The organism is Pseudomonas sp. Leaf59, assembly GCF_920984685.1.
Classification (GTDB): domain Bacteria; phylum Pseudomonadota; class Gammaproteobacteria; order Pseudomonadales; family Pseudomonadaceae; genus Aquipseudomonas.
Genome location: NZ_CAKLBR010000021.1, coordinates 67,712 through 93,486 on the forward strand (window position 1 = coordinate 67,712; position 25,775 = coordinate 93,486).

The following is a 25,775-nucleotide window of genomic DNA, read 5'->3' on the forward strand; positions in this document are numbered from 1 at the left end:
CTAGCGAACGACTTCCCCCTTAACGACCCGTCACCTGCGCATGGGGTGACAGACTACTCCTACGCCCGCAAAGCGCCTTCCCACAAGTGCTACCGATCTGCTCACCCCTTTTGAACGAGCGCCTTTTTCAGCCCTATCCCGGACTCCCTGCGTGGGCTTGTATAGACGCGTCAACAGGTCGTTTTCAGGATTTATTGAATAGGCATTCAAATTCAGGCACGGCATTTGCTCTAGCAATTCAAAGCCTCTCTTCTTTATGGATGAAGAGCGCAATAACAAGAGCCTCGCCTGAGGCCATCAACTGCTTTGTGTGAGGAGATACCGCGATGACGTCGTTCAACTCAGGGGCCCAACCCCAGAACCGTGCGCCTCAATCCATCGGCTTTTTGCTGCTGGACAATTTCACGCTGATTTCCCTGGCGTCGGCGGTGGAACCGCTGCGCATGGCCAATCAGCTGTCCGGTCGCGAACTGTATCGCTGGACCACCCTGAGTGCCGACGGCAGCCAGGTGTGGGCCAGCGACGGTCTGCAAATCACGCCCGATGCCTCCATGCACAAAGCCCCGGCCCTGGACACCGTCATTGTGTGCGGCGGCGTGGGCATCCAGCGCACCGTGACCCGTGAGCACGTGTCGTGGCTGCAGAGCCAGGCGCGCCAGTCGCGCCGCCTGGGTGCGGTGTGCACCGGCAGTTGGGCGCTGGCCTGTGCCGGTTTGCTCGACGGGTTCGATTGCAGCGTGCACTGGGAGTGCCTGGCGTCGATGCAGGAAGCCTTCCCGCGCGTGGCCATGAGCACGCGCCTGTTCACCCTCGACCGCAACCGCTTCACCAGCTCCGGCGGCACCGCGCCGCTGGACATGATGCTGCACCTGATCAGCCGCGACCACGGCCGTGAATTGTCGGCGGCCATCTCCGAAATGTTCGTCTACGAACGCATCCGCAACGAACAGGATCACCAGCGCGTGCCACTCAAGCACATGCTCGGCACCAACCAGCCGAAGCTGCAGGAAATCGTCGCGTTGATGGAAGCCAACCTCGAAGAGCCGATCGACCTGGATGAACTGGCGGTGTACGTCGCCGTGTCGCGACGCCAACTGGAGCGGCTGTTCCAGAAATACCTGCACTGCTCGCCGTCGCGCTATTACCTCAAACTGCGCCTGATCCGTGCGCGGCAGTTGCTCAAGCAAACGCCGATGTCGATCATCGAAGTGGCATCGGTGTGCGGGTTTGTGTCCACGCCGCATTTCTCCAAGTGCTACCGCGAATACTTCGGCATTCCGCCACGCGATGAGCGCGTCGGCTCCAACACCACCCAGCAGGTGGCGATGCTGCCGATTCCGCAGGCGCTGTTGTCGCCGTTGTCGGGGCCGATGTCGGCGTTGAGCCAGGCGCGCAATGAGTCGACGTTTGCCAGTGTAAGGCTGTAGACCGCGTCGCCTGTATCGGGAGCAAGCCCCCTCCCACATTTGAAGGTATTCACAATTCAAAATGTGGGAGGGGGCTTGCTCCCGATAGCGCTCTGTCAGGCGCCGGCGTTCTGTTTGAACTGCATCAAGGCCGGCAACAGCTGCTTGTCAATCGCTTGCCTCACCGCTGGCAGGATCGTCGCACTGCCGCCATACATCCGCTCAACCATCCTCTGGAGCGCCTTCGCCCGCTCGTCACTCAAACCGCGCACCGCACACTCGCAGGCCTGCTCGGCGCTGGCGCCGCTGGACACGTCGAAACCCAGCGAGCGCAGTTGGCTCAGCAGGTCATCCTGGTCAATCAAATCCGCGTGCATCATGACGTTTACCCTGGTTAACGGAGCTGGATTGACTCGGATTCTGGTAGCCCCCCGACCGCTCGGCAAGGGCAGAATGCCCGAATGCCTCGAATGGCTATGAGGGTGTCGTTTTGGGGGCAGGTGGCGAGCGCATGAACCGGCACACTGCACCCAGGCAAGCAGCTTGACGGTTTGGTCACCCTCGGGATGCATGGCTCACACAAGGCACCTCTGCCCCGATTCAGTCACGGCTGGATCGGGGCTTTTTTTGTCGGCAAACCGATCACCCGGCCCAGCAGGGCGGGCCTGGGGAGATCCTTCTGCCCGGCGCTGAGGGCCATGAGTCTTGCCAATGTGACCTCGCTGAACGGCGTCGCGCGCGGGCCGGCCAGGTCGACGTGCAACAGCATCTGCTCGTTGCCTGCCAACTCCTTCTCGTCGCCCACCCAATGCAGGCTGTGATAGAGGTGCAGGCGCTTGGCATCAAAGGCGATCAGTTGGGTGTGCACCTGCACCTCGGCGCCGAGTTTGACTTCGTGCAGGTAGTTCAGGTGCAGCTCCAGGGTGAACAACGAGTGACCGCTGGCTTCGCGGTTGTCGCTGTCCAGGCCCAGGGTGTCCATCAGCGCGTCGGTGGCGTAGCTGAAAATCAGCAGGTAGAACGCATCGCGCAGATGACCGTTGTAGTCCACCCAGTCCTGTTGGATGTTGGTGGTATAGGTTTTCAGTACGGGCATGGGGTTTGTACTCGGTCAAAAATGTGGGAGCGGGCTTGCTCGCGAATGCGGTACATCAGTAGCAAATTAGTTGCCTGACACACCGCCTTCGCGAGCAAGCCCGCTCCCACATTGGGTTATTCGGCGAAGGTCATGCCGTGTTTTGCCTTGGTGCTCTTCACCGCTTCAAGCACTGCCAGCAGGCAATCATCACGATAGCGCTCCAGCGCCGAAATGCTGTGTTTGCCCAACTGATCGCGGGTGCCATCGACCACATCGTCGATCAGCTTGTCAGTCAATTCCGGTGCGGGCAGGTAAGTCCACGGCAACTGCAACGCCGGGCCGAACTGTGCCATGAAGTGCCGCATACCGGCATCGCCGCCCGCCAGGGTGTAGGTGAGAAACGTGCCCATGAACGACCAGCGCAACCCCGCGCCAAAGCGAATCGCATCGTCGATCTCACCGGTGGTAGCCACGCCGTCATTCACCAGGTGCAACGCCTCCCGCCACAGCGCTTCGAGCAGTCGGTCGGCGATAAACCCGGGGACTTCCTTGCGCACATGCAGCGGGCGCATGCCGAGGGATTCGTACACTTTGATCGCTGCCTGGATGGCCTCGGGCGCGGTGTGCCGGCCGCCCACCACTTCCACCAGCGGCAGCAGATACACCGGGTTGAACGGGTGCCCGACCACGCAACGCTCCGGGTGGGTCGAGCCCTCGTAGAACTCACTCGGCAACAGGCCCGAAGTGCTGGAGCCGATCAAGGCGTTCGGCCTGGCTGCGGCGCTGATTTTGCTGTGCAATTCCAGCTTCAACTCCAGGCGTTCCGGGGCGCTTTCCTGGATGAAGTCGGCGTCTTTCACGCACTCTTCAATGGTTGGCACAAAGCGCAGGCGGCCCTGGGATGCACCGGGTGCCAGGCCTTGTTTTTCCAGGGCACCCCAGGCGTTGGCGACACGTTTGCGCAGGGCCGCTTCGGCACCGGGGGCCGGGTCCCAGGCCACCACATCGAGGCCGTGGGCCAGGGCGCGGGACACCCAGCCGCTGCCGATAACACCGCTGCCGAGGGCGGCGAAGGTTTTGATTTCAGTGATAAAACTCATGGCACATTCCTAAAGAGTTCGCTAATCCCTTGTGGGAGGGGGCTTGCTCCCGATGGCGATGGGTCAGTTGATGGATTTATTGGCTGACACACTGCTATCGGGAGCAAGCCCCCTCCCACATTCTTTAACCGCGTTTGGTCAGACCCATCTTGATTCGGCCCTCGGCGGGGCTGAGGACCCGCGCACCCAGGCGGCTGAGGATCTCGCTGGCGCGCTCCACCAACTGGCCATTGGTAGCAAGCACACCCTTGTCCAGCCACAGGTTGTCTTCCAGGCCCACCCGCACGTTGCCGCCCAGCAGCACCGCCTGCGCCGCCATCGGCATCTGCATGCGGCCGATGCCGAAGCCGGCCCACACCGCGTCGGTCGGCAGGTTGTCGACCATGGCTTTCATGGTGGTGGTATCGGCCGGCGCGCCCCAGGGGATGCCCAGGCACAGCTGAAACAGCGGGTTATCCAGCAGGCCTTCCTTGATCATCTGCCTGGCGAACCAGAGGTGGCCGGTGTCGAAAATTTCCAGCTCGGCTTTTACGCCCAGTTCCTGGATGCGTTTGGCGCCGGCCCGCAATTGCGCCGGGGTGGACACGTAAATGGTGTCGCCATCGCCGAAATTGAGGGTGCCGCAGTCCAGGGTGCAGATCTCCGGCAACAGTTCTTCGACGTGGGCCAGGCGGGTCAGCGGGCCGACCAGGTCGGTGTTGGGGCCGAATGCCATCGGGTTCTCGCCGCCGCCGATCTCCAGGTCACCGCCCATGCCGGCGGTGAGGTTGACGATGATGTCGATGTCGGCTTCGCGGATGCGCTCCATCACTTCGCGGTACAGCGCCACGTCGCGGCTGAACTTGCCGGTCTCTGGATCACGTACGTGGCAGTGCACCACCGTGGCGCCGGCCTTGGCGGCCTCCACGGCAGCGGCGGCGATCTGTTTGGGGGTGACCGGCACGTGGGGGCTGCGGCTGGTCGTGTCGCCAGCACCGGTGAGTGCGCAGGTGATGATGACGTCGTGGTTCATGGGGCGGTTCCTTACAGGCGTGGTGGTGCCGCTCGCGGTCGAAAGCGACCGCGAAACAGTGATTGAAAACGGGTTATTTACCGGTCAGTTGCAGGTTGGCCGCAGCCGGTTTGCCGTCGAAGGTGGTCACACCTTCCAGCCAGCGTGCCTGGTCCTGCGGGTGGTCCTTGAGCCACTGCCGGGCGGATTCCAGGGCGTCCTTGTGATCCAGCAGCGGCTGCATCATCCGGCTCTCGTCGGCGGCGGTGAAGGTCAGGTTGGTCAGCAGCTTGTGCACGTTGGGGCACTGTTGGGCGTAGGTGGGCGAGGTGACGGTCCACACGCTTGCCATGCCCTCGTTCGGCCCCAGGGCGTCTTCGCTGCCGCTGAGGTAGGTCATCGCAATGTTGACGTTCATCGGGTGCGGCGCCCAGCCGAAGAACACCACGGCTTCCTTGCGTCGCACGGCGCGGTCGACGGCGGCGAGCATGCCGGCTTCACTGGATTCCACCAACTGGAACTTGCCCAGGCCGAACTGGTTCTTGGCGATCATCGCCTTGATCTGCGTGTTGGCGCCCGAGCCCGGCTCGATGCCGTAGATCTTGCCGCCCAGTTCCTTGTCGAACCTGGCGATGTCGGCAAAGGTTTTCAGGCCCTTGTCGGCCAGATAAGTCGGCACGGCGAGGGTGGCGCGGGCGTCTTCCAGGCTGGGTTTGTCGAGGACGTTGACTTGCCTGGCGTCGACGAATGGCGTGATGGTCTGGGTCATCAGCGGGTTCCAGTAGCCGAGGAACAGGTCCAGGCGCCGGTCGCGGATGCCGGCGAAGATGATTTGCTGGGAGGCGCTGGTCTGTTTGGTGGTGTAGCCGAGGCCGTCGAGCAACACTTGGGTCATGGCGCTGGTGGCGATGACGTCGGTCCAGTTCACCACGCCCATGCGCACGTTCTGGCAGGATGCCGCGTCGGCGGCCAGAGCGTTGGTGCTCAAAATGGCGCTGGCGCTGAGTGCAAACACGCAGCGGCTGATCAGTCGGTTCATGGTGGATCCCTCGGCAGGTCGTTATTGTGGGGGCCGGCGTCTTCGTGCACCGTGACGCCACGTTACGGATCTTCGTCGAGCACAAAACGCACAGCGGCGACCGACGCTTGCACTGCAGCGACCTGCCCCCTTGAATCCGCCCGACAACGGGAGTATCACAGTGCCACTTAGCCTGCCGACGAGAGCCCCACCATGTCTCAGGATTTCTACTTCTTGCTGATGCCGGGCTTCTCCGCCATCGGCTTTATCTCTGCGCTGGAACCGCTGCGAGTGGCCAACCGCTTTCGCGGCGAGCTGTACCGCTGGCACATACTGAGCGCCGACGGCGGTGCGGTGCTGGCGAGCAACGGCATGTCGGTCAACGCCGACGCTGCGCTGGAACCGCTGAACAAAGGCGCGACGCTGTTGGTGGTGGCCGGCTTCGAACCGCTGCAGTTCGCCACGCCTGCCCTGGAACACTGGCTGCGCCGCCTCGACCATGACGGCGTGACCCTGGGCGCCATTGACACCGGCGCCTGCGTGCTGGCCGAAGCCGGCCTGCTCGACGGCCACCGCGTGACCCTGCACTGGGAAGCCATCGATGCCTTCAAGGAGTCGTATCCGCACCTGAGCGTGACTCAGGAACTGTTCGAAATCGACCGTCGCCGCATCACCTGCGCCGGCGGCACCGCCTCCATCGACCTGATGCTCGACCTGATCGCTCAGGCCCACGGCCCCGACCTTGCGATCCAGGTCTCCGAACAGTTCGTGCTCGGCCGCATCCGCCCGCGCAAAGACCACCAGCGCATGCAGATCGCCACGCGCTACGGCATCAACAACAAGAAACTGGTGCAGGTCATCGGCGAGATGGAGCAGCACACCGAGCCGCCGCTGAGCACACTGGCCCTGGCCGAAGCGATCAAAGTGACGCGGCGCCAGCTGGAACGGCTGTTTCGCCTGCATTTGAACGACACGCCAAGCAACTTCTACCTTGGCCTGCGCCTGGAAAAAGCCCGGCAGCTGTTGCGCCAAAGCGGCATGAGCGTGCTGGAGGTGAGCATTGCGTGCGGGTTTGAGTCGCCGTCGTATTTCACCCGGAGTTATCGGGCACGGTTTGCGAAATGCCCAAGGGAGGATCGGCGACGGGAGGTGGTTTGACGGCTGATTATAGTCAATTATACTTGTTACTATAATTTATAGTCCTTTCCATAATTGAGTATAAAAGCATGTCCAAGAACAGCGGCTTTGTGTTCCGCCGTCCCGACCTGGCAAGCAGCATTGCCGATGGCCTGGTGGGGGCCGGTATTCAGGATTTCACCTCTGGCCTGTTTCTCGCGGCGCCGCGTCGCACGGGCAAAAGTACTTTTTTGCGTGAGGACTTTGTTCCTGAATGCCAGGCGCGTGGTTGGCTGGCGGTGTATGTCGACCTGTGGGCCGACAAGGAAAAAGACCCCGCCGACCTGATCTCCAGCGCCATTGCCGGTGCCCTGGTGCCCTTTGCAAAGGGCATCCGCAAACTGGCCAAGAATATCGGCATTGAAAAGCTCAGTTTCCTGCGCACCTTGTCCTGGGATTTCACCAAGCCGCAATTGCCTGCAGGCGCGACACTGACGCAAGCGCTGGAGCTGCTTCACAGCGCTGCCGAGAAAACCGTCGTGCTGGTGATCGACGAAGCCCAGCACGCGCTCACCACCGAAGCGGGTGTTAACGCGATGTTTGCCCTCAAGGCCGCCCGAGACCAGCTCAACCAAGGTCGTGAAGGCGAGGGCAGCGGGTTGCGCCTGGTGTTCACGGGGTCCAATCGCGACAAGCTTGCCCATCTGGTATTAGGTAAAAGCCAGCCGTTCTTCGGGTCCAGCATCACGCCATTTCCACTGCTGGGCAAAGCATTCACACAGGCCTACACCGTGTACCTCAACGGCCTTCTGGCCAAGACCAACCAGTTCAATGCGGCCGACATCGATGAAGCGTTCGAGCTGGTGGGTCGTCGCCCGGAAATGTTGCGCACCATTATTGGTGAGGTGGCATTGGAACTGGGGGAGGCAAGCAATCTCGGCCAACTGCTGCACAGCCGCGCCGAACTGCTGCGCGCTGGCGTTTGGACCGAATTCGAAAGTGCCTGGAACGCCCTCACCATTCCCCAGCGTGCGGTGCTGGAAGTGATGGTGGAGCGCTCCCAGAACAACGAACCGTTCGCGCCGTTTACCGACAGCACCATCACGGCCGTCAGCAAGGCACTGGAGGACATGGGCAGCGACGTAGTGCCGGGCACCCAGACCATTCAGGCCTGTATCGATGCCCTGCGCGATAAAGAGCTGGTATGGAAGTCGAGCCGGGGTGGCTATGCTCTGGAGGACAAATCCTTCGGGGATTGGCTGCAGCACCGGCGCCGTTCAATTGCTTGAAGAACACAGAGATCAAATGTGGGAGGGGGCTTGCCCCCGATAGCGGTGGGTCAGCAGCACATAAGTGATTGATACACCGCCATCGGGGGCTAGCCCCCTCCCACAGTAGATTTTGGTGTGGCTTATTTTTTCAGCAGTGCCGAACACGCCGCCTTGTACGCTTCATGCTGATACTTGTTCAGTGTCGCGGGCAGGTCAAAGGTGTGCTTCTTGTTCTGCGCATTGATGGTCTGCGGCGACAGCAGCGTCACCTCAACCCCGTCCAGCAACTGAAACACCCCTTCAATCTTGAACGTGGTCGGCCCACCGGCAAACTCACCTTTCTTGCTGCGCTTCTTGATCGCGATGCGGGTGATTGCGTTTGCCTGTACGAAGGCCTTCACCTGTGCGGCGAAGGCTTTGACGTTGGCGGCCTCATCGTCGTCTTCCAGGGCGATTTTCTTGGTGGACAGGGCCACATGGGTCAGCGCCTGGTTATCCAGTGAGGCCACCACGATGATGGCTTCGCTGCCTTTGATTTCGATGCCGCAAATAGTCATGAATAGCCCTGGATAAGATCAAGTGGGCGCAGATTGTCGCTTATTCCTGCCCAATCGACTCCAAAAACTCCGACCGTTCATCACTCATCCGTGCCAGGCAATCATTCTGCGCAATCGCATACGCTTTGCTGCCATTCACCGCCGGGAAGGTGTCTACGGCGCAGTCGGCGTCGCGCAATTTTTCCCATTTCTGTTGGGCGTCCTTCAGACGAGCGGTAATGTCGGCCAGTTTGGTCTTGTCGCTGCCGTAGGTCGAACCCATGCGCTCGAGCAGGCCCTGATAGTTGTCCTTGAGCAATTGCTCGGCGGTGGTCTTGTTGTAGGTGGCGCAGGCGAGGGTCTGCTGGTCGTTTTCGATGCCGTCGCACGGCGTGCTGTCGGTGTCTTCGGCGGCGTGGACGCCGGTTGCGATGAGTGCCAAAGCCAGGAAAATCGATTTCATTGCGCCGTCTCATATCAGGTGATGGCCGAATTCTGGCTCAAGCGTAAGACAAAGAACAGCCGCCAGTCAGGCCTGTCTGTGCAGCCTTTGTCGCGGATTGACGCTTTCGGCAATTCCCCTGTCGTTTTTGCACCCGGTCCGTTCAGCCCCGGGGCATATGCTGGCCCCAAAGCGCCGGCAGACGATTCGGCGCATGAATCGCCAATAAGGGGACGCCTGATGAGCCCAGCCGAGTTGCACGCCGACAGCATCGTTATCGACGGTCTGATTATTGCCAAGTGGAACCGCGACCTGTTCGAAGACATGCGCAAAGGTGGCCTCACCGCCGCCAACTGCACGGTGTCGGTGTGGGAAGGCTTCCAGGCCACGATCAACAACATCGTTGCCAGCCAGACCCTGATCCGTGAGAACAGCGACCTGGTGATCCCGGTAAAAACCACCGCCGACATTCGCCGCGCGAAAGAGCTGGGCAAGACCGGCATTATCTTCGGCTTCCAGAACGCCCACGCTTTTGAAGACCAGCTCGGCTACGTCGAGATCTTCAAGCAGCTCGGCGTGGGTGTGGTGCAGATGTGCTACAACACCCAGAACCTGGTCGGCACCGGCTGCTACGAGCGCGACGGCGGCCTGTCCGGCTTTGGCCGTGAGGTCGTCGGCGAGATGAACCGCGTCGGCATCATGTGCGACCTCTCCCACGTTGGCTCCAAGACCAGCGAAGAAGTCATCCTCGAATCGAAAAAGCCGGTGTGCTACTCCCACTGCCTGCCGTCCGGCCTCAAAGAGCACCCGCGCAACAAGTCCGATGAAGAGCTCAAGTTCATTGCCGACCATGGCGGTTTTGTCGGCGTGACCATGTTCGCGCCATTCCTGGCCAAGGGCATCGATTCGACCATCGACGACTACGCCGAAGCCATCGAATACACCATGAACATCGTCGGCGAAGACGCCATCGGCATCGGCACCGACTTCACCCAGGGCCATGGCCAGGATTTCTTCGAAATGCTGACCCATGACAAGGGCTACGCCCGCCGCCTGACCAGCTTCGGCAAGATCGTCAACCCGCTGGGCATCCGTACCGTGGGCGAATTCCCCAACCTCACCGAGACCCTGCTCAAGCGCGGCCATCCTGAGCGCGTAGTGCGCAAGATCATGGGCGAAAACTGGGTCAACGTCTTGAAAGACGTCTGGGGCGAATAAGCCAACCTCTCTTTTCCTCCGGCATCCGCGCCGGGGGCATCCAAACGAATTTTCTGGAGTTAAGTTTCCATGGCCAAGATCGCCCCGCAATTGCCAATCGAAGTCGACAGCGAAACCGGTGTCTGGACCTCCGACGCCCTGCCGATGCTGTACGTGCCGCGCCATTTCTTCGTCAACAACCACATGGGCATCGAAGCAGTGCTGGGTGCCGACGCCTATGCCGACATCCTCTACAAGGCCGGCTACAAGTCCGCCTGGCACTGGTGTGAAAAGGAAGCCGAATGTCACGGCCTGGAAGGCGTCGCCGTGTTCGAGCACTACATGAAGCGCCTCTCGCAGCGCGGTTGGGGCCTGTTCAAGATCCAGGACATCGACCTCGACAAAGGCACCGCCAGCGTCAAGCTCGAACACTCGGCCTTCGTCTACGTGTACGGCAAGGTCGGGCGCAAGGTCGACTACATGTTCACCGGCTGGTTTGCCGGCGCCATGGACCAGATTCTGCAAGCCCGCGGCAGCCAGATCCGCACCGTCGCCGAACAAGTCTACGGAGGCTCCGAAGAGGGTCACGAAGATGGTTTGTTCACCGTCAAGCCGTTGTAAGCCGAGGACCGTGCCATGGCTTTCGAAGCAATGTTTGCGCCGATTCAGATCGGCAAACTGACCATCCGCAACCGCGTGCTCAGTACCGCCCACGCCGAGGTGTATGCCACCGACGGCGGCATGACCACCGACCGCTATGTGAAGTATTACGAAGAGAAAGCCAAGGGCGGTATCGGCCTGGCCATCTGCGGCGGCTCCTCGGTGGTGGCCATCGACAGCCCCCAGGAATGGTGGAGTTCGGTGAACCTGTCCACCGACCGCATCATCCCGCACTTCCAGAACCTGGCCGACGCCATGCACAAGCATGGCGCCAAGATCATGATCCAGATTACCCACATGGGCCGTCGCTCGCGCTGGGACGGTTTTAACTGGCCGACCCTGATGTCGCCGTCCGGGGTGCGTGAGCCGGTGCACCGCGCCACCTGCAAGACCATCGAGCCCGAAGAGATCTGGCGCGTGATCGGCAACTACGCCAGCGCCGCCAAACGCGCCAAGGCCGGTGGCCTGGACGGTGTGGAACTGTCCGCCGTGCACCAGCACATGATCGACCAGTTCTGGAGCCCGCGCGTCAACAAGCGTACTGACGAATGGGGCGGCACCTTCGAAGGCCGCATGAAGTTCGGCCTGGAAGTGCTCAAAGCCGTGCGCGCCGAGGTCGGTGACGACTTCTGCGTGGGCATGCGCCTGTGTGGTGACGAGTTCCACCCGGACGGCCTGTCCCACGAGGACATGAAGCAGATCGCCAAGTATTACGACGACACCGGCATGCTCGATTTTATCGGCGTGGTGGGCTCGGGGTGTGACACCCACAACACCCTGGCCAACGTGATCCCGAACATGAGCTACCCGCCGGAGCCGTTTCTGCACCTGGCCGCCGGTATCAAGGAAGTGGTCAAGGTGCCGGTGCTGCACGCGCAGAACATCAAGGACCCGAACCAGGCCACGCGCATCCTCGAAGGCGGCTACGTGGACATGGTCGGCATGACCCGTGCGCACATTGCCGACCCGCACCTGATCGCCAAGATCAAGATGGGCCAGATCGACCAGATCAAGCAGTGCGTCGGCGCCAACTACTGCATCGACCGTCAGTACCAGGGCCTGGACGTACTGTGCATCCAGAACGCCGCGACCTCCCGTGAATACATGGGCGTGCCGCACATCATCGAGAAATCCACCGGACCGAAACGCAAGGTCGTTGTGGTCGGTGCCGGCCCGGCCGGGATGGAAGCTGCGCGCGTGGCGGCCGAACGTGGCCACGACGTGACCCTGTTCGAGAAGAAAGAGTTTATCGGCGGGCAAATCACCACCGCGTCCAAAGCGCCGCAGCGTGACCAGATTGCCGGGATCACCCGCTGGTTCCAACTGGAGCTGGCGCGCTTGAAAGTCGACCTGCGCCTGGGCGTAGCGGCGGACGCCGACACCATCCTCGACCTGCGCCCCGACGTGGTGGTGCTGGCCGTCGGCGGCCATCCGTTCATCGAGCAGAACGAACACTGGGGCGCCGCCGAAGGCCTGGTAGTGAGCAGCTGGGACGTGCTCGACGGCAAGGTTGCGCCGGGCAAGAACGTGCTGGTGTACGACACCATCTGCGAGTTCACCGGCATGTCGGTGGCGGACTTTCTGGCCGACAAGGGCTGCCAGGTGGAGATCGTCACCGACGACATCAAGCCGGGCGTGGCGATTGGCGGCACGTCGTTCCCCACCTACTACCGCAGCATGTACCCGAAAGAAGTGATCATGACCGGCGACATGATGCTGGAGAAGGTCTACCGCGAGGGCGACAAACTGGTGGCGGTGCTGGAGAACGAATACACCGGCGCCAAAGAGGAGCGGGTGGTGGACCAGGTGGTGGTCGAGAACGGCGTGCGTCCGGACGAGGCCATCTACTACGCCCTCAAGGAAGCCTCGCGCAACAAGGGCCAGATCGACGTCGAAGCCTTGTTCGCGATCAAGCCGCAGCCTTGTTTGAGCGAAGCGGGCGAGGGCTACTTGCTGTTCCGCATCGGTGACTGTGTGGCCCAGCGCAACACCCACGCCGCCATCTATGACGCCCTGCGCTTGTGCAAGGATTTCTGACCCGCACACGGTCGAAAAATGTGGGAGGGGGCTTGCCCCCGATAGCGGAGTGTCAGTTGATGCAGCTGTAGCTGACCCACTGCTATCGGGGGCAAGCCCCCTCCCACCTTCAAGGCCAGTTTCACCGTAGGCCTGTGTGGTCTTTGGGAGCTTCACCATGTTGAACACCTTGCTGCCTATTCTCCTGTTTGCCGCCCTGGGCCTCGCCGTCCTCGGCGCCCTGCGCCGGGCAAACATGTGGCGCCGTGGCCGCGCGTCCAAAGTCGACCTGCTGGGCGGCCTTTTGGCCATGCCCAAGCGCTACATGGTCGACCTGCACCACGTGGTCGCCCGCGACAAATACATCGCCAACACCCACGTCGCCACGGCGCTGGGCTTTGTGCTGTCGGCGCTGCTGGCGATCCTGGTGCATGGGTTCGGCCTGCAAAACCGTATCCTCGGCTACGCCTTGCTGCTGGCCTCGACCTTGATGTTTGTCGGCGCGATCTTCATGTACCTGCGCCGCCGCAACCCGCCCGCGCGCCTGTCGAAAGGCCCATGGATGCGCCTGCCGAAAAGCCTGCTGGCGTTCTCGGTGAGCTTCTTCCTGGTGACCTTGCCGGTCGCCGGCATTCTGCCCGCTGACTTTGGCGGCTGGCTGCTCGCTGCATTGCTGAGCGTGGGTGTGCTGTGGGGCGTGTGCGAAATGTTCTTCGGCATGACCTGGGGCGGCCCGATGAAGCACGCCTTCGCCGGGGCCCTGCACCTGGCTTGGCACCGCCGCGCCGAACGCTTCGGCGGCGGCCGCTCCACCGGCTTGAAACCGCTGGACCTGACGGACAAAAGCGCGCCCCTGGGCGTGGAAAAGCCCAAGGATTTCACCTGGAACCAACTGCTCGGTTTCGACGCCTGCGTGCAGTGCGGCAAGTGCGAAGCGGCGTGCCCGGCCTTCGCCGCCGGCCAGCCGCTGAACCCGAAAAAACTGATCCAGGACATGGTCGTCGGTCTGGCTGGCGGCACCGACGCAAAATTCGCTGGCAGCCCCTATCCAGGCAAACCCGTCGGCGAACACGGCGGCAACCCGCACCAGCCAATCGTCAACGGCCTGGTGGACGCCGAGACCCTGTGGTCATGCACCACCTGCCGCGCCTGCGTGGAAGAGTGCCCGATGATGATCGAGCACGTCGATGCCATCGTTGACATGCGCCGCCACCTCACCCTGGAAAGGGGCGCCACGCCGAACAAGGGCGCTGAAGTGCTGGAAAACCTGATCGCCACCGACAACCCCGGCGGCTTCGCCCCGGGCGGTCGGCTCAACTGGGCGGCGGATCTGAACCTGCCGTTGCTCAGCGAAAAGGCCAGCTGTGATGTGCTGTTCTGGGTCGGCGACGGCGCCTTCGACATGCGCAACCAGCGCACCCTGCGCGCCTTCGTCAAAGTGCTGAAGGCCGCCAGGGTAGACTTCGCCGTCCTCGGCCTGGAAGAACGCGACAGCGGCGATGTGGCCCGACGCCTGGGCGACGAAGCGACCTTCCAGCTGCTGGCGACCCGCAATATCCAGACCCTGGAGAAGTACTGCTTCAAACGCATCGTCACCTGCGACCCGCACAGTTTTCACGTACTCAAAAACGAATACGGCGCCTTCAACGGCAACTACCAGGTGCAGCATCACAGCACCTTCATGGCCGAACTGATCGACGCGGGCAAGCTGAACCTGGGCCAGCACAAGGGCAACAGCGTGACCTACCACGACCCTTGCTACCTGGGCCGCTACAACGGCGAGTACGAGGCGCCGCGTCAGGTACTGCGTGCGCTGGGCATCGAGGTCAAGGAGATGCAACGCTCGGGCTTCCGTTCGCGCTGCTGTGGCGGCGGTGGCGGCGCGCCGATCACCGACATTCCCGGCAAGCAACGGATCCCGGACATGCGCATGGACGACATCCGTGAGACCGGCGCCGAACTGGTGGCCGTGGGCTGCCCGCAATGCACGGCAATGCTCGAAGGCGTGGTCGAACCGCGGCCGTTGATCAAGGACATCGCCGAGTTGGTGGCTGACGCGTTGCTGGAAGACGCTGCACCGGCCAAAGCCCCCTTAAAGCGTGAACCTGCGGAGGTGCAGTGATGAGCGACATTATCCGCCGCGACCCACGGGCCGAATGGATCGCCCGTAACCGTCTGCATCCCTTGCACGCGGCCATGCAGCCTGTGCAGCAGAGCTGGATGGGGCCCAACGGCGTCATGCGCAAGAACGTGCATGGCGTGGGCTTTATCGGCCCCAACGGCATCAAGCGCATCGACCGCAGCGGCGCCCAGCAGGGCGGCGCGGCCAAGCGTACGGCGGCAGTGGAAGTGCAGTTGCCGTTGCACCGGATTGCCGAGCCTGCGTTTTACATCAACGTGGTGCCGGACATGGTCGGCGGCCGCCTGAGCAGCCACGACCGCGATCTGTTGGGCCTGGCACGGCAACTGGCCGGCCACGACGGCGCGGTGCTGGCCGTGGTGTTTGGCGAGCACAAGGAAAGCGCATTCGCCACCGCTGGCGTCGACCGCCTGCTGGTGCTGGAGGGTCACGAATTCGACGGTTATTCACCGGAGCAACGGGTGCAGGGGCTGCGCGCTGTGGATAACCAGTTCAACCCACGCCACTGGTTGCTGCCCGACAGCCGCAGCGGCGGCGGTGAACTGGGCCGACGCTTTGCCGCCAGCCTCAAGGAACGTCCGGCCACGCGGGTGTGGCAAGTCAAGGACGAACAATGCATCGGCCGCGCCGGTGCCGGCCAGCAGGATGTGGCGCGGCCGTTGCCACGCCTGATCCTCGCCGCCGTCGAATGCGCCGAACCGGTCAGCGACACGCGCCATGAAGTATTACCGGTGGAGTTATCCACAGCCCTGGCGCGCAGCCTGCCGCGTATCGAAGATTTGGGCGCGGTGGCGGTGGACCCGGCAGCGATTCCCATGGCCGAAGCCGAATTCATTTTCTCCGGCGGCAACGGGGTCAAGGACTGGGCACTGTTTCACCAGACTGCCGCCGCACTCGGCGCCACCGAAGGCGCATCACGGGTGGCGGTGGACGACGGCTTCATGGCGCGTGACCGTCAGGTTGGCGCCAGCGGCACCTGGGTCACGGCGCGGGTGTACGTGGCCGTGGGCATTTCCGGGGCTATCCAGCACCTGCAAGGCATCGGTGCCTGCGACAAGGTGGTGGCGATCAACCTCGACCCGGGTTGCGACATGATCAAGCGGGCCGACCTGTCGGTGATCGGTGAAAGTGCCGCGATTCTGCAAGCCTTGATCGCTGCGGTCGAGGCCCACCGCCACGGCGCCAAGCGCGACGCGGCTTGAGGACATGAGCATGACAACCAATGTAATCAGCCTGGTGTCCATCGGCGCCCACCCCACCTCCGGGCGCGCGCGCCGTGCAGAGCAGGACGCACGCGCTGTCGAGCTGGGCCTGCAAATGGCTGGGGATAAGTTGCAGGTGCTGCACGCCGGCAACATCAATGAGCCCACCTTGCGCAGCTACCTGGGCATGGGCCTGCCGCAATTGCACGTGCTGGAACAACCGAGCGGCGCTGATGCGCTGCCGGTGCTCGGCGATTATCTGCGCGAGGCCGGCGCCCAGGTGGTGCTCACCGGCAGCCAGGCCGAAACCGGTGAAGGCTCGGGCATGCTGCCGTTTTTGCTCGCTGAACACCTGGGCTGGCCGCTGATTGTGGGGCTGGCGCAAGTGGAATCCATCGACGGCGGCGTCGCCCATGTGTTGCAGGCGTTGCCCCGTGGTCAGCGGCGGCGCCTGAAGGTGCGCCTGCCATTTCTGGCAACTGTGGATAACGCCGCGCCCAAGCCCCGGCAGAGCGCGTACGGCCCGGCGCAACGCGGCGAGTTGGCGGCCCATGAGGTTGAAGTCGAAGAAGACGAGTTATTCACAGGCGCCTCGCTGCAACCGGCCAAGCCTCGGCCCAAGCGCCTCAAGGTGATCAAGGCCAAGAGCGGCGCCGACCGCATGAAAGCCGCCACGGCCAAGGCCAGCGGCGGCGGTGGCCAGGTGCTCAAGGGCGTCAGCGCCGAAGAGGGCGCCCAGGCCATTCTCAAGTTGCTCATAGAAGAAGGCGTCGTACGCTGAATCCTGTGTGGGAGGGGCAAGCCCTCCCACCGTTATTTTTGTGATGACGGGGTGCTTACCCACAATCCCTGTTGACCCGTCTGTGGATAACCTGTTCGCGCATGTCCACACCCCTTGTAAATCAGGCCCTGCAGCCTGTCGTACGAAAAATAACCAGGCTAACCTGCGGTTTTTATTGGGTTTTTCCGTTGAGAAAGTTCTGAACTTGCCCCCAAAGTCTGTTGGCGCTTCTGTGGATAAGATGTTCGCTATCGGCTACAGGCCTTATAAGACGTGGGCTGCGCCGCTCTGATCAAATTCTGATCAATGTCGCCTTTTCAGCTGCCAAAAACCCCTGGATACCCCGGTTTATGAAGCGTTGACATGGTTTTCCACAGCGCTTGCAAAGTTGCCCCCAAAGTCTGTTGGTGCTTCTGTGGATAAGGTGTTCGCGCACCGCTACAGCCCTTGCAGATCGCGGCTTTGATGGGGTTGATCAATAAGTGATCAGTGCGGGATAAAATTGCGTCAACTGAATAAGTCACGGATTTTCTTGATTTAATTTCAGCTGAACGATGCAGTTGCCCACAATTGCTGTGGGTGGCTTTGTGGATAAGTTGTTGGGTAAAGGCTGGAGGGCAGGGCGATAAAGGGTTTGAAGGGGGCTGAGCATTTTTTGAACACTGATGATATCCAATGTGAGAGCTGGCTTGCCTGCGATGGCATCACCCCGGTGCCGCCGAGGCTGCGAGGTGTCCGCATCGCAGGCAAGCCCGCTCCCACAAAAGTCCCACCTTTCTGATCTGTGGGGTATCAGTTACTCGTGTGCAGCCACACCTTTGAGATAAGGCGCTGGCGCCGCACCCAGGTTATTGAGCAGCCGCTCGCTGTACCAGTCCACGAAGTTCACCACGCCAAACTCATAGGTCTTGGAGTACGGACCCGGCTGGTAGGCCGTGGAGTTGATCCCGCGCTGGTTCTCTTCGGCCAGGCGACGGTCCTGGTCGTTGGTGGCGTCCCACACCTGGCGCATGCGGTCGACGTCGTAGTCCACGCCTTCCACGGCGTCCTTGTGCACGATCCACTTGGTGGTGACCATGGTTTCCTGGGCGCTGATCGGCCACACGGTGAACACGATGATGTGGTCGCCCATGCAGTGGTTCCAGGAGTGGGGCAGGTGCAGGATGCGCATCGAGCCCAGGTCCGGGTTCTTGATGCGACCCATCAGTTTGGCGCAGCCCTGTTTGCCATCCAGCGTCATCGACACAGTGCCCTTGAGCAGCGGCATGCGCACAATGCGGTTGCGCAGGCCGAAGCTGGCGTGGGCGTAAGGGATCTTCTCGGCGTCCCAGGCGGCGGCCGAGGCGGCGACGTGGTCCTTGAAGGCCTGGTCGGCCCGTGGGTCGGTGACGTCGTCCCATTCCAGCAGGGTTTTCAGCAGTTCCGGGTGCGACGCGTTGCAGTGGTAGCACTCGCGGTTGTTTTCCAGCACCAGTTTCCAGTTGGCTTTTTCGAACAAGGTGGTCTGGATCGCCACCTTGGTGTTTTCCATGTCGTAGGGTTCCATGTAGTGGTTCAGTGTCGACAGGAAGTCATCGATGGCTGGCGGGTTTTCCGCCAGGCTGATGAAGATATAGCCGCCGGCAGTTTTCACGTTCACCGGCTTCAAGCCGTACTGCTTCATGTCGAAATCGGTGCCCATCTCGGTGCCGGCGAACAGCAGGCGGCCATCGAGCTCGTAGGTCCACTGGTGGTAGTGGCAGACCAGCTTGGCGACCTTGCCCTTGTCGCTGGTGCACAGGCGCGAGCCACGGTGCCGGCACACGTTGTGGAACGCATGCACCACGCCTTCGGCGCCACGGATCACGATGATTGGGTTCTTGCCGATCTGCAGGGTCAGGTAGTTGCCCTTGGCAGGGATTTCGCAGGTCATGCCGGCGATCAACCACTCTTTCTGGAAGATTTCCTGCATGTCGATATCAAACAGCCGCTCGTCAGAGTAGAACGGCTGCGGCAGGGAAAAGGTGCGCTCACGCTCTTGCAGCATTTGCGCGGTGGCCTTGCGTGCGGGTTCCAGCGGATCGCCCAAGCTTAAGGTTGCGGTGACGTCCATCGTGTGTGTCCTCAAGGCCATTCTGTGTGGCCGGTGAAAGTGGCTACGGTTGTTGCAATGCAAGGCGTAAAGAAAGTGTCTTGTTGGGCGTGAGTGTGGGGCCGGCGTTGCGACGAACCTTATCCATGGGCGACATGGCGCAATCTGATCCCGACGCGCAACCCCCTGTCATTGGGGGCTGGTCGCCGTAAGTATGTGAATGTCGCAGATAGGTAAGTGGGTGGTTCCGGCGTTACGCAGAATCGCCACCATCAGGCCGACCTACGGCTACGGAGAATAAGCATGTCCAACAATTTCCTGAATCCGGTAACGACACAGACCTGGGCCAATGGTCGGCACATCGTCCGTTGCGTCAAAGTCATCCAGGAAACCTGGGACGTGCGCACCTTCTGCTTCATGGCCGACCAGCCGATTCTGTTCTTTTTCAAGCCGGGGCAGTTCGTCACGCTGGAGCTGGAAATCGAAGGCCAGCCGATCATGCGTTCCTACACCATTTCCAGTTCGCCGTCGGTGCCCTACAGTTTTTCGGTGACCATCAAGCGCGTACCGGGCGGCCGGGTGTCCAACTGGCTGCACGATACCCTGCATGAAGGGCAGGAGCTGGCGGTGCACGGGCCGGTTGGTCTGTTCAACGCCATCGACTTTCCCAGCCCCAAAGTGCTGTACCTGAGCGGCGGGGTCGGCATCACGCCGGTGATGTCCATGGCGCGCTGGTTCTACGACACCAATGCCAATGTCGACATGACCTTTGTCCACAGCGCCCGCTCGCCCAAGGACATCATCTACCACCGCGAGCTGGAGCACATGGCGTCGCGGATCGACAACTTCAGCCTGCACCTGATCTGCGAGAAACATGGCCTTGGCGAACCCTGGGCGGGTTATCGCGGCTACCTGAACCACAAGATGCTCGAACTGATGGTGCCGGACTTCCTCGAACGTGAAGTGTTCTGCTGCGGCCCCACGCCGTACATGAGCGCGGTGAAGCGCCTGCTGGAAACGGCCGGGTTCGACATGGCGCGGTATCACGAAGAATCCTTCGGCGCCACGCCACCGGAAGCCCGCGCCGACGCGGTGGAGCAGGCCGAACAGGCTGCCGACGCTCCGGAAGTCGACCTGGCCGACCTGCATCAAGTGGAATTCATCGCCTCGGGCAAGAGCATCCGCGTGGCCCCCGGCGAAACCGTGCATGCGGCCGCCGCCAAGCTGGGCCTGCTGATTCCGAAGGCCTGCGGCATGGGCATCTGTGGCACGTGCAAAGTGATGAAGCTGGGCGGGGAGGTCGAGATGGAGCACAACGGCGGGATCACCGAAGAAGACGAAGCCGAGGGTTACATCCTGTCGTGCTGCAGCGTGCCGAAGGGCGATGTGCGTATCGAGTTCTGATTTCCCGGGGACGCACTGTTCAAATGTGCAAGGGGGCAAGCCCTAATGCCGTTCAGTTAAGGAAAATGTGTGGGCTTATTGTGGCGAGCGGGCTTGCCCCGCGTTGGGGTGCGAAGCGCCCCCAATCAAGCAAAACGCGGTGTACCTGATACGGCTCAGCGTCTGGTTTTGGGGCTGCTGCGCAGCCCAACGCAGGACAAGCCTGCTCGCCACAGGGAATCTGCGCTTAACTGAACGGCATTAGGGCTTGCCTCCTCCAACACAAGAACTGCGCCGGGGTGGATGAGTCCCCGGCGCTGCCCCTGATCGTTATCGGGTATAGATGTGGATGGCGAACTGATCACCTGAAGGTGTCAGTTCGAACACTTTTCCGGTAACGGTCAAGGTCCTGGAAGGCTCCCTGATGGTGTCACCGACGTTCGCCAGTTTCCTGAAGTCGTCCCAACCTATGTAGGTTGGCGCAAGAGTGCCGAATTGTTTTGTGTTCATTGCGTAGCGTGCAGCGTCTTCCATGGTGTAGCCCTCTATTGGATTTCCGTTTCCTGCCGATTCATTCGGCGGGCGGTGAGCCCCGGAAAGTGGCAGACCGGTCTGCGTTTTCCTTCCGGGTTCCAAGAGGCTAGTCAATGATTTTGATATCGTGGGCTGTCGGAAATACCATAAAACAACCTCGGCAATCGGCCAGTACCCACTCGCCGATTTCCTGCGTCAGGCGTTCATCACTTCCCTGATATCAGCAGCCAATTCCCTTACACGCTCTTCCTCGGTATCCCACGCACACATGAACCGCGCGCCGCCTTTGCCAATGAAGGTATAGAACCGCCAGCCCTTGGCCGTGAGCGCCGCAATCGCCGGTTCCGAGAGTTGCAGGAACACGCCGTTGGCCTGTACCGGGAACATCAACTCCACGCCGGGAATATCCGCCACCAGGCTGCTCAGCAATTGCGCACAGTGGTTGGCGTGGCGGGCGTGCTTGAGCCACGCGTCGTTTTCCAGCAGGCCCACCCACGGCGCGGAGAGAAAGCGCATTTTCGATGCCAGCTGGCCCGCCTGTTTGCAGCGGTAGTCGAAGTCTTCGGCCAGCGCGTGGTTGAAGAACAGGATCGCTTCACCCACTGCCATGCCGTTTTTGGTGCCGCCAAAGCACAGCACGTCCACCCCGGCCTTCCAGGTAAGGTCCGCCGGCGAGCAGCCGAGGAAAGCGCACGCGTTGGCGAAGCGCGCGCCGTCCATGTGCAGGTTCAGGCCCAGTTCCTTGCAGGTGACGCTGATGGCACGGATTTCTTCGGGGGTGTACACACTGCCCACTTCAGTGGCTTGGGTCAGCGTGACCACGCGCGGCTTGGGGTAGTGAATGTCCTGGCGCTTGAGGGCGATCTCGCGGATCGAGTCCGGGGTCAGCTTGCCGTTTTCGGTGCGTGCGGTGAGCAGCTTGGAGCCGTTGGAGAAAAACTCCGGTGCGCCGCATTCGTCGGTTTCGACGTGGGCGGTTTCCGAGCAAATCACGCTATGGTAGCTCTGGCACAGGGACGACAGCGCCAGCGAGTTGGCGGCGGTGCCGTTGAACGCGAAAAACACTTCGCAGTCGGTTTCGAACAGGTTGCGGAAACCGTCGGCGGCGCGATGGGTCCATTCATCATCACCGTAGGCGCGCTGATGGCCCTGGTTGGCTTGTTCCATGGCGGCCCAGGCTTCCGGGCAGATGCCGGAATAGTTGTCGCTGGCAAATTGTTGGCTCTTGTCGGTCATGGCCCGTTCCTGTGGTCGATGTTGGTGCGCACTTTACCCAACATCGGCCGGGGTGCGCACGCGCTGTAAATGCAAAGTCAGTGGGGAATTATGCACGGTACTCACACTACGCCTGTCGGACGAGTCCGTGATGGCGCCCTGGATCTGCTCAAGTGGCTGGCGCTGCTGAGCATGGTGCTCGATCACCTGCGCTACGTCGGTGTGAGCCTGGATGGGCTGTATGTGCCGGGACGCCTGGCGTTCCCGTGGTTTTGCCTGGCGATTGCGGCGAACCTGCACCGTACGCGCAACGCTGTGGTGACCGGCCACTGGCGTTATCTGGGCTGGCTGCTGCTGTTCAGCGTGATCAGCGAAGTGCCGTATCGGATGTTTATCGACGATGCCGATACCTTGAACGTGCTGCCCACCCTCGCGCTGGGTCTGCTGGTTGCCCGAGGATGGCAGCAGAAGGCGTTTTTTGATCGAGGACTGGCGTTGATCGCGCTCGCGTCAGGTGCTGTGTTTTCCCCATATTTGATGTTCGGGGTATTCGGTGTATTGCTGCCGCTGGCGATGCTGCTGGTGTTTCGCCGGCCATGGTATTTCAGTGTGTTGCCGGGTTTGGTCTGTGTGGCGGCTAATCAATGGCAGATTTTGCTCAATAGCGGCTCAATCGTGGCGCTGACCGGGCTGGCTGCGTGCCTGATTGCGCCATTGGCCGGATTGGTCTTGTTGCGACATGTCAAAAATGTCTCGCCGCCGGCCATGCGTCGCTGGGCATATGCTTTGTATCCGGCGCATTTTCTGCTGCTTTTCCTCCTTCGCAAGATCATCGCCTAACCCCTGTGGGAGCTGGCTTGCCTGCGATGCAGACACCTCGGAGCGTCAGTTGCACCGCAGCGATGCCATCGCAGGCAAGCCGCCTCCCGCAGAGGCCTCTGCACAATATTCAGGCGATGTCGTAAACGCACCTTTGCGTGGCGTCCGTAGGCATTTGACCTGCACGCCCCAGCCCTACCATCGCATCAAAGGGCCCTGCACGGGCCTCAACAATACGAAAGGCTGGGAGAGACGCGATGTTCAGCAAACAAGACCAGATCCAGGGATATGACGACGCACTGTTGGCGGCGATGAATGCCGAGGAGCAGCGTCAGGAAGATCATATCGAGCTGATCGCGTCGGAGAACTACACCAGCAAACGTGTGATGCAGGCGCAAGGCAGCGGCCTCACCAACAAATACGCTGAAGGCTACCCGGGCAAGCGCTACTACGGTGGCTGCGAGCATGTGGACAAGGTCGAAGCCCTGGCCATCGAGCGTGCCAAGCAACTGTTTGGCGCCGATTACGCCAACGTGCAGCCGCACTCCGGTTCGTCGGCCAACAGCGCGGTGTACCTGGCGCTGATCAACGCTGGCGACACCATCCTGGGCATGAGCCTGGCCCACGGCGGTCACCTGACCCACGGCGCCAAAGTGTCGTCCTCGGGCAAACTGTACAACGCGGTGCAATACGGCATTAACACCGACACCGGGCTGATCGACTACGACGAAGTCGAGCGCCTGGCCGTCGAGCACAAGCCGAAGATGGTCGTGGCCGGTTTCTCCGCCTACTCCAAGACTCTGGATTTCCCGCGCTTTCGTGCGATTGCCGACAAGGTGGGCGCGCTGCTGTTCGTCGACATGGCCCACGTCGCCGGCCTGGTTGCCGCTGGCCTGTACCCGAACCCGCTGCCCTACGCCGACGTGGTCACCACCACCACCCACAAGACCCTGCGCGGTCCGCGTGGCGGTTTGATTCTGGCCAAGGCCAACGAAGCCATCGAGAAAAAACTCAACTCCGCCGTGTTCCCCGGTGCCCAGGGTGGCCCGCTGATGCACGTGATCGCCGGCAAGGCCGTGTGCTTCAAGGAAGCGGCTGAGCCTGGCTTCAAGGTTTACCAGCAACAGGTGATCGACAACGCCCAGGCGATGGCCGAAGTGTTTATCAAGCGTGGCTACGATGTGGTCTCCGGCGGCACCGACAACCACTTGTTCCTGGTCAGCCTGATCCGCCAGGGCCTCACCGGCAAAGACGCCGACGCCGCCCTGGGTCGCGCCCACATCACCGTCAACAAGAACGCCGTGCCGAACGACCCGCAGTCGCCGTTCGTGACCTCGGGCCTGCGCATCGGCACCCCGGCGGTGACCACGCGCGGTTTCAAAGTGGCGCAGTGCGTCGAACTAGCCGGCTGGATCTGCGACATCCTCGACAACCTCGGCGATGCCGACGTCGAGGCCAACGTGGCCAAGCACGTGTCTGCCCTGTGCGCTGATTTCCCGGTTTATCGCTGAGCGCGGTTTTGGAGTAATGACTATGCAACGCTACTCGGGCTTCGGCCTCTTCAAGCACTCCCTCAGCCATCACGAAAACTGGCAGAAGATGTGGCGCACGCCGACCCCGAAGAAGGTCTACGACGTGGTCATCGTCGGCGGCGGCGGGCATGGTCTGGCGACCGCCTACTACCTGGCCAAGGAGCACGGCATCACCAACGTGGCCGTGGTCGAGAAGGGCTGGCTGGGCGGCGGTAACACCGCGCGCAACACCACCATCGTGCGTTCCAACTACCTGTGGGATGAGTCGGCGCACCTGTACGAGCACGCGATGAAACTGTGGGAAGGCCTGTCCAAGGACCTCAACTACAACGTGATGTTCTCCCAGCGTGGCGTCTACAACCTGTGCCACACCCTGCAGGACATCCGTGATTCCGAACGCCGCGTGAGCGCCAACCGCCTCAACGGCGTCGACGGCGAACTGCTCAACGCCAAACAGGTTGCCGACGAGATTCCTTACCTCGATTGCTCGAAGAACACTCGCTACCCGGTGCTGGGCGCCACCGTGCAACGTCGCGGCGGCGTGGCCCGTCACGATGCCGTGGCCTGGGGCTTCGCCCGCGCGGCTGACGCACTGGGCGTGGACTTGATCCAGCAGACCGAAGTGATCGGTTTTCGCAAGGAAAACGGCGTGTGCATCGGCGTGGAAACCAACAAGGGCTTTATCGGCGCCAAGCGCGTCGGTGTGGTCACCGCCGGTAACTCGGGCCACATGGCCGGGCTTGCGGGCTTCCGTCTGCCAATCGAATCCCACCCGTTGCAAGCGTTGGTGTCGGAGCCAATCAAGCCGATTATCGACAGCGTGATCATGTCCAACGCCGTGCACGGCTACATCAGCCAGTCCGACAAGGGCGACCTGGTGATCGGCGCCGGTATCGACGGCTACAACGGCTACGGCCAGCGCGGCTCGTACCCGGTGATCGAACACACCATCCAGGCCATCGTCGAGATGTTCCCGGTGCTCTCGCGCGTACGCATGAACCGGCAGTGGGGCGGCATCGTCGACACCACGCCGGACGCGTGCCCGATCATTTCCAAGACTCCAGTACCGAACATGTTCTTCAACTGCGGTTGGGGCACCGGTGGCTTCAAGGCTACGCCGGGCTCAGGCAACGTGTTTGCCGCCAGCCTCGCCAAGGGTGAAATGCACCCATTGGCCGCGCCTTTCTCCATCGACCGTTTCCACAACGGTGCGCTGATCGACGAACACGGCGCTGCGGCCGTCGCCCACTAACAGGAGAACCACCTT

General features: G+C 61.8%; 23 protein-coding genes. 13 read left to right on the plus strand and 10 right to left on the minus strand.

What is annotated here, in order from left to right; genetic code table 11:
- The first annotated feature begins 326 nt into the window (after positions 1 to 326).
- The gene (locus tag LUB09_RS19930) at positions 327 to 1,427 is read left to right on the plus strand and encodes a GlxA family transcriptional regulator (protein ID WP_209985736.1); all 1,101 of its coding nucleotides are present in this window, start codon (positions 327 to 329) and stop codon (positions 1,425 to 1,427) included.
- A 95-nt stretch (positions 1,428 to 1,522) separates the two neighbouring features.
- Here LUB09_RS19930 and LUB09_RS19935 read toward each other — a convergent pair whose 3' ends face one another.
- From LUB09_RS19935 to LUB09_RS19955, 5 genes are all read right to left on the minus strand, one after another.
- The gene (locus LUB09_RS19935; RefSeq protein ID WP_231423504.1) at positions 1,523 to 1,786 is read right to left on the minus strand and encodes a hypothetical protein; all 264 of its coding nucleotides are present in this window, start codon (positions 1,784 to 1,786) and stop codon (positions 1,523 to 1,525) included.
- Between the two features lie 224 nt (positions 1,787 to 2,010).
- Positions 2,011 to 2,502 (minus strand): thioesterase family protein, encoded by a 492-nt coding sequence (locus LUB09_RS19940; protein ID WP_231423505.1) that lies wholly within the window; start codon positions 2,500 to 2,502, stop codon positions 2,011 to 2,013.
- A 116-nt stretch (positions 2,503 to 2,618) separates the two neighbouring features.
- The gene (locus LUB09_RS19945) at positions 2,619 to 3,584 is read right to left on the minus strand and encodes an L-carnitine dehydrogenase (protein WP_231423506.1); all 966 of its coding nucleotides are present in this window, start codon (positions 3,582 to 3,584) and stop codon (positions 2,619 to 2,621) included.
- Positions 3,585 to 3,708: 124 nt separating this feature from the next.
- Positions 3,709 to 4,596, minus strand: coding sequence for a 3-keto-5-aminohexanoate cleavage protein (locus LUB09_RS19950; RefSeq protein ID WP_209985722.1), 888 nt, complete (start codon positions 4,594 to 4,596; stop codon positions 3,709 to 3,711).
- Positions 4,597 to 4,669: 73 nt separating this feature from the next.
- Positions 4,670 to 5,614 carry a choline ABC transporter substrate-binding protein gene (locus LUB09_RS19955; RefSeq protein WP_231423507.1) on the minus strand — a complete coding sequence of 315 codons (945 nt, stop codon included), beginning with the start codon at positions 5,612 to 5,614 and terminating at the stop codon, positions 4,670 to 4,672.
- A gap of 192 nt (positions 5,615 to 5,806) precedes the next feature.
- On the opposite strand from LUB09_RS19955, the gene LUB09_RS19960 reads away from it, so the two are divergent.
- Positions 5,807 to 6,751 carry a GlxA family transcriptional regulator gene (locus LUB09_RS19960; protein ID WP_015373139.1) on the plus strand — a complete coding sequence of 315 codons (945 nt, stop codon included), beginning with the start codon at positions 5,807 to 5,809 and terminating at the stop codon, positions 6,749 to 6,751.
- Positions 6,752 to 6,819: 68 nt separating this feature from the next.
- Positions 6,820 to 7,998, plus strand: a complete 1,179-nt coding sequence (locus LUB09_RS19965; RefSeq protein WP_231423508.1) for an ATP-binding protein — start codon at positions 6,820 to 6,822, stop codon at positions 7,996 to 7,998.
- 122 nt (positions 7,999 to 8,120) lie between these two features.
- Here the strand turns inward: LUB09_RS19965 and LUB09_RS19970 are convergent, their stop codons facing one another.
- The gene (locus LUB09_RS19970; RefSeq protein WP_231423509.1) at positions 8,121 to 8,537 is read right to left on the minus strand and encodes a DUF3010 family protein; all 417 of its coding nucleotides are present in this window, start codon (positions 8,535 to 8,537) and stop codon (positions 8,121 to 8,123) included.
- Between the two features lie 40 nt (positions 8,538 to 8,577).
- The gene (locus LUB09_RS19975; RefSeq protein WP_057006602.1) at positions 8,578 to 8,979 is read right to left on the minus strand and encodes a lysozyme inhibitor LprI family protein; all 402 of its coding nucleotides are present in this window, start codon (positions 8,977 to 8,979) and stop codon (positions 8,578 to 8,580) included.
- A 219-nt stretch (positions 8,980 to 9,198) separates the two neighbouring features.
- Between LUB09_RS19975 and LUB09_RS19980 the strand changes: the two genes are divergently transcribed.
- The 6 genes from LUB09_RS19980 (at position 9,199) to etfB (ending at position 16,954) form a co-directional block, all read left to right on the plus strand.
- The gene (locus LUB09_RS19980) at positions 9,199 to 10,176 is read left to right on the plus strand and encodes a dipeptidase (RefSeq protein ID WP_231423510.1); all 978 of its coding nucleotides are present in this window, start codon (positions 9,199 to 9,201) and stop codon (positions 10,174 to 10,176) included.
- A gap of 69 nt (positions 10,177 to 10,245) precedes the next feature.
- Positions 10,246 to 10,776 (plus strand): DUF5943 domain-containing protein, encoded by a 531-nt coding sequence (locus tag LUB09_RS19985; RefSeq protein WP_209985709.1) that lies wholly within the window; start codon positions 10,246 to 10,248, stop codon positions 10,774 to 10,776.
- A 15-nt stretch (positions 10,777 to 10,791) separates the two neighbouring features.
- Complete coding sequence (dgcA, locus tag LUB09_RS19990) at positions 10,792 to 12,852, plus strand: dimethylglycine demethylation protein DgcA (protein WP_209985706.1); 2,061 nt, start codon at positions 10,792 to 10,794, stop codon at positions 12,850 to 12,852.
- Between the two features lie 157 nt (positions 12,853 to 13,009).
- Complete coding sequence (gene dgcB / locus LUB09_RS19995; RefSeq protein WP_231423512.1) at positions 13,010 to 14,953, plus strand: dimethylglycine demethylation protein DgcB; 1,944 nt, start codon at positions 13,010 to 13,012, stop codon at positions 14,951 to 14,953.
- Entirely contained in the window at positions 14,953 to 16,173 is a 1,221-nt protein-coding gene (gene etfA, locus LUB09_RS20000) for an electron transfer flavoprotein subunit alpha (protein WP_209985699.1), read from the plus strand. The genes dgcB and etfA overlap by 1 nt, the downstream gene beginning before the upstream one ends.
- A gap of 10 nt (positions 16,174 to 16,183) precedes the next feature.
- Positions 16,184 to 16,954 carry an electron transfer flavoprotein subunit beta gene (gene etfB / locus LUB09_RS20005; RefSeq protein ID WP_209985696.1) on the plus strand — a complete coding sequence of 257 codons (771 nt, stop codon included), beginning with the start codon at positions 16,184 to 16,186 and terminating at the stop codon, positions 16,952 to 16,954.
- Between the two features lie 796 nt (positions 16,955 to 17,750).
- Here etfB and gbcA read toward each other — a convergent pair.
- Positions 17,751 to 19,046, minus strand: a complete 1,296-nt coding sequence (gene gbcA, locus LUB09_RS20010; RefSeq protein WP_209985693.1) for a glycine-betaine demethylase subunit GbcA — start codon at positions 19,044 to 19,046, stop codon at positions 17,751 to 17,753.
- 282 nt (positions 19,047 to 19,328) lie between these two features.
- Here gbcA and gbcB point away from each other — a divergent pair, with 282 nt between their 5' ends.
- A complete protein-coding gene (gene gbcB / locus LUB09_RS20015) occupies positions 19,329 to 20,429 on the plus strand; it encodes a glycine-betaine demethylase subunit GbcB (RefSeq protein ID WP_209985690.1) in 1,101 nt (366 codons plus the stop codon).
- 309 nt (positions 20,430 to 20,738) lie between these two features.
- Here gbcB and LUB09_RS20020 read toward each other — a convergent pair whose 3' ends face one another.
- Positions 20,739 to 20,942 carry a hypothetical protein gene (locus LUB09_RS20020; RefSeq protein WP_373460574.1) on the minus strand — a complete coding sequence of 68 codons (204 nt, stop codon included), beginning with the start codon at positions 20,940 to 20,942 and terminating at the stop codon, positions 20,739 to 20,741.
- Between the two features lie 195 nt (positions 20,943 to 21,137).
- On the minus strand, positions 21,138 to 22,178 hold the full coding sequence (locus LUB09_RS20025) for a threonine aldolase family protein (RefSeq protein WP_209985688.1): 1,041 nt from the start codon (positions 22,176 to 22,178) through the stop codon (positions 21,138 to 21,140).
- 90 nt (positions 22,179 to 22,268) lie between these two features.
- Here LUB09_RS20025 and LUB09_RS20030 point away from each other — a divergent pair, with 90 nt between their 5' ends.
- The 3 genes from LUB09_RS20030 (at position 22,269) to LUB09_RS20040 (ending at position 25,760) form a co-directional block, all read left to right on the plus strand.
- Complete coding sequence (locus LUB09_RS20030; RefSeq protein WP_209985685.1) at positions 22,269 to 22,997, plus strand: TraX family protein; 729 nt, start codon at positions 22,269 to 22,271, stop codon at positions 22,995 to 22,997.
- A gap of 236 nt (positions 22,998 to 23,233) precedes the next feature.
- Positions 23,234 to 24,487, plus strand: a complete 1,254-nt coding sequence (gene glyA, locus LUB09_RS20035; protein WP_209985682.1) for a serine hydroxymethyltransferase — start codon at positions 23,234 to 23,236, stop codon at positions 24,485 to 24,487.
- Between the two features lie 22 nt (positions 24,488 to 24,509).
- On the plus strand, positions 24,510 to 25,760 hold the full coding sequence (locus LUB09_RS20040) for a sarcosine oxidase subunit beta family protein (protein ID WP_231423513.1): 1,251 nt from the start codon (positions 24,510 to 24,512) through the stop codon (positions 25,758 to 25,760).
- The last annotated feature ends 15 nt before the right edge of the window (positions 25,761 to 25,775 follow it).